Below are 6,420 nucleotides of genomic sequence, written 5' to 3'. Positions count from 1 at the left end.
CTGGACAACGAGCTGTTCTACATGGACAAGACCATGATGGTCTTCGGCGACGCCAAGAAGGTCGTGGAGGACATGGTCAAGGCCGTGGAGTAACAGCAGCCGATTGCAGCAGCGCCGGCGTCTCGACACTGGTACTGCGGTGCCGCAGGTGGAATGGGACCATGGCATCAGTCGCGCGTCGGTCGTCGCCATCACGGACGCGGCACTGGCCTGATCCTGGCGGCTGTCGCTGGTGCATCTTGGCCAGCTTGGCGTTTACCTGTTCGAGCCTGGCAAGCAGAGCCTCCACGCGCTTGAGTAAATCGGGTGCAGCAACCCCGTGCTGGCGCTGGTCCCCAATCGCCCGTTCCAGTACCAGCAGTCGCGTCTCCAGTAGCCCACGCATGGCGCGCAACCGGATCAGTTCCTCGTGTAGGTCCATGCTGCGGCGCAGCAAATTATAAGCCTGCTAATCCCCAGGTCATTCCCTAGGGCTTCCCTGGCTGGCACGGGAGGCACCACGGACCACAACAACTACTGCAGCATCACCGAGACCGCGCACGTCAGCCCGGTTGGGGGCTCCATCAGGCCGGTGCTCCCGACAACTGCTGCAAGGGGGCGCGCACCACAAGGCCTGTCACAGTGGCTTCTGCGGGCGCGATCTTCTGGTGTCCGTTCAGCGGCCCGGAAATGGCCGACGCTGAGCGTTTGAACTTCCAACCGGGATCGTGGGCAGCATGTCACGAAGCCGGCCGGCGCGGCGCTTCGCTCCTGGGCTCCCTGCCTTGATCACGCAGCAGAATGCAGTTGCGGCAACCACGGTTGCCGTGAGCCTCTCAGTAGTGAGAAAACAGCTTCAGGCCCCGAGTCCGCAGACCGGGGCCTTTTTTCTGTTGCCAAGCACGAGCGCGCGGCCATCAGGGCTGGAGCCGCTTGTCGTTGCTGCCCGACTTGAGTCGCAGCGACCATCCCTGCGGCGGCTGTCCGGCACAAGTCAGTCGGTCAGGCTTCCTTTTGCTGCTTTGGTTGGACCGCCGTGGACAAGCCCGGCGCCGTGCCGGCGTCGCTGACCAATCGGCCGTTGAGCGAATACCAGTTGGGGATGCCCAGCTCACGGTTGCGAGCCTGTGCCTCGCGCACGGCCTGGTTGCCGATGCGCACGATGCTGGTGGACCAGCGTTCAGCCTTCTTCAGATTGGTCATGCCCTGCTGCGGAAAGAAGAGGTTGGACAGCGGCCCATATCTGTTCGTCGTACACCACCCATTGGTCGTCCAGCGACTCGGCGACCACCAGGAACGATTCTCCCCATTGAACACCACCATGCTTTGGTGGGCCAACGGGCGGTACTGCTGCCAGAACACCGGTGCGGCGCGCAGGAAGCGGCAGCGCACGTCCTCTCCCGGGACATCGTGGCCGCCCTGTGCCACACGCTCGGTGATGCGGCGCAGGCACAGCTCGGCGCTGTCGAGGAACACGAACACGAGTGTGATCTCTTAGCCCCGCTCTCGCGCCTTGGCCAAGCTGCGGGCAAGGCTCGCGCCGGTCAGCGTGGATTCGATGACCACCGACTCGTTGAGCTGTAGCGCAGCGCTCAGCCGGCGGCTGAACTCGCGGCCCGCGGTCACGCGTACACGAGCCGGGTCCTCGGGCGAAAGCTGAAAGGCGATGTCGTCGGCTCCCAAATACGGTAGCCCCTCGCTGCGCGCATAGAGCTTGGCGAAAGTCGTTTTTCCAGCCCCGTTGGGGCCACCCACCACGACCAGCCGCGGTGCCAGCGCCTTGTTCATGCCGTAGCTTTCATTGTTTTCCAAGGGAACCACTGCTTCTTTGCTTTCCGTCGGACAGCGCTCGTGCGCTTGATAGCTGTGCCGCTAGACCGACCTTGGCGGTGAGCTGCTGTACCTTGCCGTATTCGCCGTACATGGCCGAGTGAAATGCACTGACCCGCCAAAGGCTCAGTGCGCTGGTGCGCTGTCGATCACCTCGACAAGGTCCCAGGCGTTGAGCGACTCGGGCGGTGGCTGGTCCGTCACCGCGATGCCGATGCTGCGCACACGTGTCATCACGCGCAGCTCGCCGATGCCCATGCTCAGCATGATGTCGGCGATCAGAGCGCCGGGGAGACTTTGCGGGTCCATTTCGGTCACGGCCGCGTTCGGCAGGAAGCAGGCCACGTCAAACGTGCCGGGCACCGTGGCGTTGGGCGCCGCCAGGAAGCGCACCTGCTGGACCGGGATCTCCTGGCCGAGGATCTCCAGCGAGGCGAGCTCGCGTGCCATTTCCTTGGGCGTCGGCGGCGTGAAGGCGCAAACCTGGATGCGCGGCGGCATCGCTGGTGCCGTAGCCACGAGCGCCTGCACCGCATCGATGCCGTCGGGATCATGGTTGCAGCTCACGGCGATGCGCAGCACGGCGTTGTCGGCGGCGGGCACCTGGTCCACCTCGATGGTCAGCAGGGGATGGATGTCGGCGGCGGCGTCGCGCAGCGTCTGCACAATCCAGCCAATGCGCTGGATGCCTTCATGTAGACCCTGGTCGCTGGGCGAAGCATCGAGCAACGCGCACAGCGTGTCCCCGGTGTCCACCACCGTTTTCCAAAAGTCTCTTGCCTTGTCCTGGTCCATGGCCTGTTGCCGTGAGGGGGTGTATGCGAGTCGCCGGTCGTTCGACTACGGGGCAATGATGCCTGCGGATGCATGGCACGCTTGTGGCATGCCTGACGCCTTTGATCCTCAGCCCCCGCAGCAGTTACGTGCCTTCTATGACCGATTCTCGGCGCGGTATCGAGCGCCTGGCGTGCGCCTGTCCGGTTTCCAGTTGAGATGGATCGCCTACCGCAGCGAGGAGCTGGATCGAGCCATTGAGCGCGCGGTGCTGGACCTGACCTGGGGCGAAGAAGACGTTACCCGGCCAGTCCAGTTCGTCGCGCGTGCCCTTGAGGCGGTCCAAGGGGCGTGCGCACTGAGCTTCGTGGAGGTCGGGTTCAAAAGGGTGCTGCAGGCCGGAGGCGAAGCGGCGCTGGCGCCAGTGGTGCTGCGGATCTTGATGTGGCGCACCGACCACCCGTGCGGGCTGATCGGCCGCGTTGAGCTGGATGCCGGTGGCCGGCCCACGGGGTCGGCGCCGCCGCCGTTGCCGCTGTTGCGCATGGCCGGCTGAAACCATGGACTGGCGAAGCGGTGTGTGCCAGGGCGGCACTCGACGGGGTGCCGAACAAGGCAATCGCCGCCATGTCCGGTCAGTTCTTGCCGCGTTGGGATCGGCTGCGGTCCTCATGCCCAGCCGTGGCCGCACGGCGCAACAGGAGCCAGGACCACCGGCCCCCGCTCCAGCATCAGCGTAGTGTGCTGGCGCAAGTGCGAAGCACTCAACGGACCGAACCCGGGTTCAGGGCGCCGGCGGCTCGTTGGCAGCTGACAGCAGCCGCTGCCGCTGGCTTTGCAGCGACTGCAGCACGTCTTCCTCGACATCGACCTCCTGGCGTACCGTCAGTGACTTGGGTTCCCAGGGCAACAGGCTGGCCAGCAGCTCCAGCTGTGCGGTGATACGAGCCTCGCACCGGGTGATCATGGACTCGGTGCGCACGAGCTCGTCGAGGTTCGTGGCGGGCGAGTGCGGCGGCTGCTTGGGTGCGTTCATGAGGCTGTTTCCTGGCGTGAAGCCGGTCCGCGCGGCAAGTCATGAACCTGTGGTGGGGTAGGCCTAGTAGCCAGCGGAAGCCGTCGCGCAGAAAAAGCAGCAAACCCAAACATGCACAACATACCTGAACCCATCCCCCTCACCCCAACTAGTTCCTCTCCCCCTCCCACCCCCTACTCCTCCCTTACACCCCTCCCACGGGAAAGCCGCTCACAGGGAGCAAGCTGAGAGCTGTCTTTCCCTGACTCTTCCCCTAATGCGTGGCGCGCGCAGGAGAGAGACGGCTGGACCTCGGCCGGCTTCAAAGGGACTAGAGCCAAGGAAGGCGGAGTTAAGTAGGAACGTTGTCACCGGTATGTTGTGTTGCAAGCAGCGAATAATAGATGCATCACTGTTTCACCACCCATCTGCAGGGCACCGCACCCTGGCTAGTGACGTAGCGCTCGAGTGCCAACCCAGCATTGACAAACCACTGAACCAGCCGCGGCGTTGAGACTGCCCATAACCGGCGGGTCCTCGGCCGGCCCGCCGCCTTTGCCGCAAACGAAGGCCCCCACTCCGAAGGCAAAGGCGTCAGGGCCCCAGCCGCCGACATACGACCCACAACGCCGGCATCCATTCCGTGCAACGCCGACCGCCGCTGACCACAGGAGGCGCCTGTATGGCTTCGGCCGGCTTCAGCAGAAGACCAAGCCAATTCGCCGTTTGACCAGACCGTGGGCGCAGCCGAAGTGGGAGGGAGAACCTGCGCTGTCTGCACCGCCGAGGCGCGACTGCACCCGGCCAGTGCTCTACCAACTGTTTGGACGCAGGCGTTCGTGTGCTGACTCAGGGCGGGCGGGTAACGCACTGCCTCGTGTTTTGACTCAGGGTAAGTCGCTCTACGACGAGTCGTGTTCTTACTCAGGCTTCGTGTCCTGACTCACGGCAGGCACTGACAACTGTCAAAGGGAAGATGCGATCAGAAAACGTCGCAGAATCAAGCACTTAAGTCAGTTAACCACAGCTTCGTGTTCTGACTCACGATCTTCGGGTCCCGGCTCAGGGTCGTTCGGGTTCCGACTCACGATGGTTCGGTTTCTGACTCAGGTCCATTCGTGTTCTGACTCAGTCGACCCATCTAAAAAGTCCTTAGGAGTCAAGAACTTAAGCATGTTGTCCACAACCCTGAATACCTTCTTTAATGCTTTTTGAATGCCTTCTTGAATCGCCGCTGCGCACGTCAGTGCATCCGCGCTTCGCGACGAGGTACTGGTAGGGACACGGCTCGGGCCACCAGAAGAACAAGCCTGCCATCGCAGCGACTCACGGATGGTCGTTCTTGATCCAGCCAAACTGAGGCAAGCCATAAGGCAACGGGCGTATAGCGCGTTCAACAGATAGGCATGAGTCAGAACACGAACGTCGCTGCACGCAGCGATGCGGGGCGTACCCCAAACGGGCAAACACGGTTGATGGGACCGACGGCACTGCATCGTCAGTCAATAAAGGCTTGGATGGGGGATCTGATCTGCGCCTGCATCCCCGCCCTGCCAGCTTGAAGGTCGCTTGGCAGACAGCTCCCAGCTGTGGGTTCAACCAGCGCAGCGTGCCAAGACCACACGCAGTCAGTTCAGAGAGCGGCTTTTCACCCCGATGTGCATTCGCCGCAACAACGATCAACCCTGAGTCAAAACACGAAACTTTGCGTGGGCTGCCCTCTACATGCACCTCATGTCCCCCATGAGTCAAAACACGAACATGGTTTCAGCCCTGAGTCAGAACACGAAGTGCTGCCTTTACACGGAGTGGGGCATCACGGACCATCCCGGTCGTGAAAAAGAAGATCGACCTCCTCGACCTGCCGCCTGACGAACTCAAGAGTGCCAAACCGGCTACTCCTGCTGTGGCTCGGTTGACAGAGCGTCTGCAACGTGTGCGGTCCAAATCCAGAGCCGCAACGCTTGCCGCTGTGCCTGAGCCAGACAGTAGCGAGAGCAAGCAACTGCCGTTATGGCCAGAAAGAGTACGCGGCCTGCCCAATGCACTGGCACGTTCAGCCCTTTTCTGTGCTGGTACTCACAAGATTCCGCGTGAAAATCTAAAGCAAAAGGAAATCTACAGCATCAAGGGAATTACCATCCATTACACGGGCGAGGAGCTACGTAATGACGATGATGAGGACGTATTTCTGCAGGTTACTCACCTTGCACGGCTTCAACCACTGGGCGAGCGGGTAGAGTTTTCCGCGCACAGCATGCTCAAGGCATTGCGCTGGGATACAGGCAGCGCCGGCTACAAACGGCTGCGTACCGTGCTGACACGTCTGCAGGCTACCGCTGTCATGGTTTCCGCCGAAGGTATGGAGCGCGGCTACTCAGGATCACTCCTGCGTTCGTTTGCATGGGATAAGACCCGCTGGTCCGTTGAAATGGATCCTAAAATCATTCGCCTGTTCGGGACAACACAATACACCCGCGTGGAGTGGGAACAAAGAATGCGCTTGGCACCATTGGCAAAGAAGCTCCACGCATATTACGTGACACATCGAGACCCATATCCGCTTCGAGTTGAAACTATTCGAGACCTGTGCGGCTCCCGCATTCGGGAACTTTCGCAATTCAGACCCACGCTGCGCTTAGCCTTGAAGCGCCTTGTGGAGGTCGGTTTCTTGATAAGCTGGACGCTAGATAAGGTCACTGACCAAGTCAGTGTTGTGCGTGCTCCACAGAATTCCCTGCCACTCCTTTCCGATGAGCCCGTAGCCGCCTGATGGCAGTGCAGCACCGGCTACCCTTTATTAATCGGGCAATTTAAGGCGC

8 protein-coding genes are annotated in these 6,420 nt (G+C 61.7%); 3 read left to right on the top strand and 5 right to left on the bottom strand.

Annotated features, from left to right (window positions below; genetic code table 11):
• On the top strand, window positions 1–93 hold a 93-nt coding region (locus H537_RS52920), incomplete at its 5' end, for an NAD(P)(+) transhydrogenase (Re/Si-specific) subunit beta (protein WP_156901746.1).
• Here H537_RS52920 and H537_RS52915 read toward each other — a convergent pair.
• The 4 genes from H537_RS52915 to H537_RS0115515 all read right to left on the bottom strand — a co-directional run bounded on the left by H537_RS52915 (window position 77) and on the right by H537_RS0115515 (window position 2,604).
• Window positions 77–421, bottom strand: coding sequence for a hypothetical protein (locus H537_RS52915; RefSeq protein ID WP_156901745.1), 345 nt, complete (start codon window positions 419–421; stop codon window positions 77–79). The genes H537_RS52920 and H537_RS52915 overlap by 17 nt on opposite strands.
• A gap of 560 nt (window positions 422–981) precedes the next feature.
• The gene (locus H537_RS0115525) at window positions 982–1,461 is read right to left on the bottom strand and encodes a hypothetical protein (protein ID WP_028998642.1); all 480 of its coding nucleotides are present in this window, start codon (window positions 1,459–1,461) and stop codon (window positions 982–984) included.
• A gap of 12 nt (window positions 1,462–1,473) precedes the next feature.
• On the bottom strand, window positions 1,474–1,767 hold the full coding sequence (locus H537_RS0115520) for an AAA family ATPase (RefSeq protein ID WP_028998641.1): 294 nt from the start codon (window positions 1,765–1,767) through the stop codon (window positions 1,474–1,476).
• A 168-nt stretch (window positions 1,768–1,935) separates the two neighbouring features.
• Complete coding sequence (locus tag H537_RS0115515; protein ID WP_043458919.1) at window positions 1,936–2,604, bottom strand: hypothetical protein; 669 nt, start codon at window positions 2,602–2,604, stop codon at window positions 1,936–1,938.
• An 88-nt stretch (window positions 2,605–2,692) separates the two neighbouring features.
• Here H537_RS0115515 and H537_RS0115510 point away from each other — a divergent pair, with 88 nt between their 5' ends.
• A complete protein-coding gene (locus tag H537_RS0115510; RefSeq protein WP_028998639.1) occupies window positions 2,693–3,139 on the top strand; it encodes a hypothetical protein in 447 nt (148 codons plus the stop codon).
• Between the two features lie 228 nt (window positions 3,140–3,367).
• Here H537_RS0115510 and H537_RS0115505 read toward each other — a convergent pair whose 3' ends face one another.
• Complete coding sequence (locus tag H537_RS0115505; RefSeq protein WP_028998638.1) at window positions 3,368–3,619, bottom strand: immunoglobulin domain-containing protein; 252 nt, start codon at window positions 3,617–3,619, stop codon at window positions 3,368–3,370.
• A gap of 1,813 nt (window positions 3,620–5,432) precedes the next feature.
• Between H537_RS0115505 and trfA the strand changes: the two genes are divergently transcribed.
• The gene (gene trfA / locus H537_RS51130) at window positions 5,433–6,371 is read left to right on the top strand and encodes a plasmid replication initiator TrfA (RefSeq protein WP_211235016.1); all 939 of its coding nucleotides are present in this window, start codon (window positions 5,433–5,435) and stop codon (window positions 6,369–6,371) included.
• Window positions 6,372–6,420 lie beyond the last annotated feature (49 nt).

Source organism: Azohydromonas australica DSM 1124 (assembly GCF_000430725.1).
Taxonomy (GTDB): Bacteria; Pseudomonadota; Gammaproteobacteria; order Burkholderiales; family Burkholderiaceae_C; genus Azohydromonas; species Azohydromonas australica.
This window is presented reverse-complemented; position numbering and strand designations above follow the sequence as displayed.

Bases quoted from the DNA above. Each gene is read 5' to 3' on its own strand.
- H537_RS0115505 (WP_028998638.1), bottom strand. From the start codon at position 3,619: ATGAACGCACCCAAGCAGCCGCCGCACTCGCCCGCCACGAACCTCGAC.
- H537_RS0115520 (WP_028998641.1), bottom strand. From the start codon at position 1,767: ATGAACAAGGCGCTGGCACCGCGGCTGGTCGTGGTGGGTGGCCCCAAC.
- H537_RS52915 (WP_156901745.1), bottom strand. From the start codon at position 421: ATGGACCTACACGAGGAACTGATCCGGTTGCGCGCCATGCGTGGGCTA.
- H537_RS0115515 (WP_043458919.1), bottom strand. From the start codon at position 2,604: ATGGACCAGGACAAGGCAAGAGACTTTTGGAAAACGGTGGTGGACACC.
- H537_RS0115510 (WP_028998639.1), top strand. From the start codon at position 2,693: ATGCCTGACGCCTTTGATCCTCAGCCCCCGCAGCAGTTACGTGCCTTC.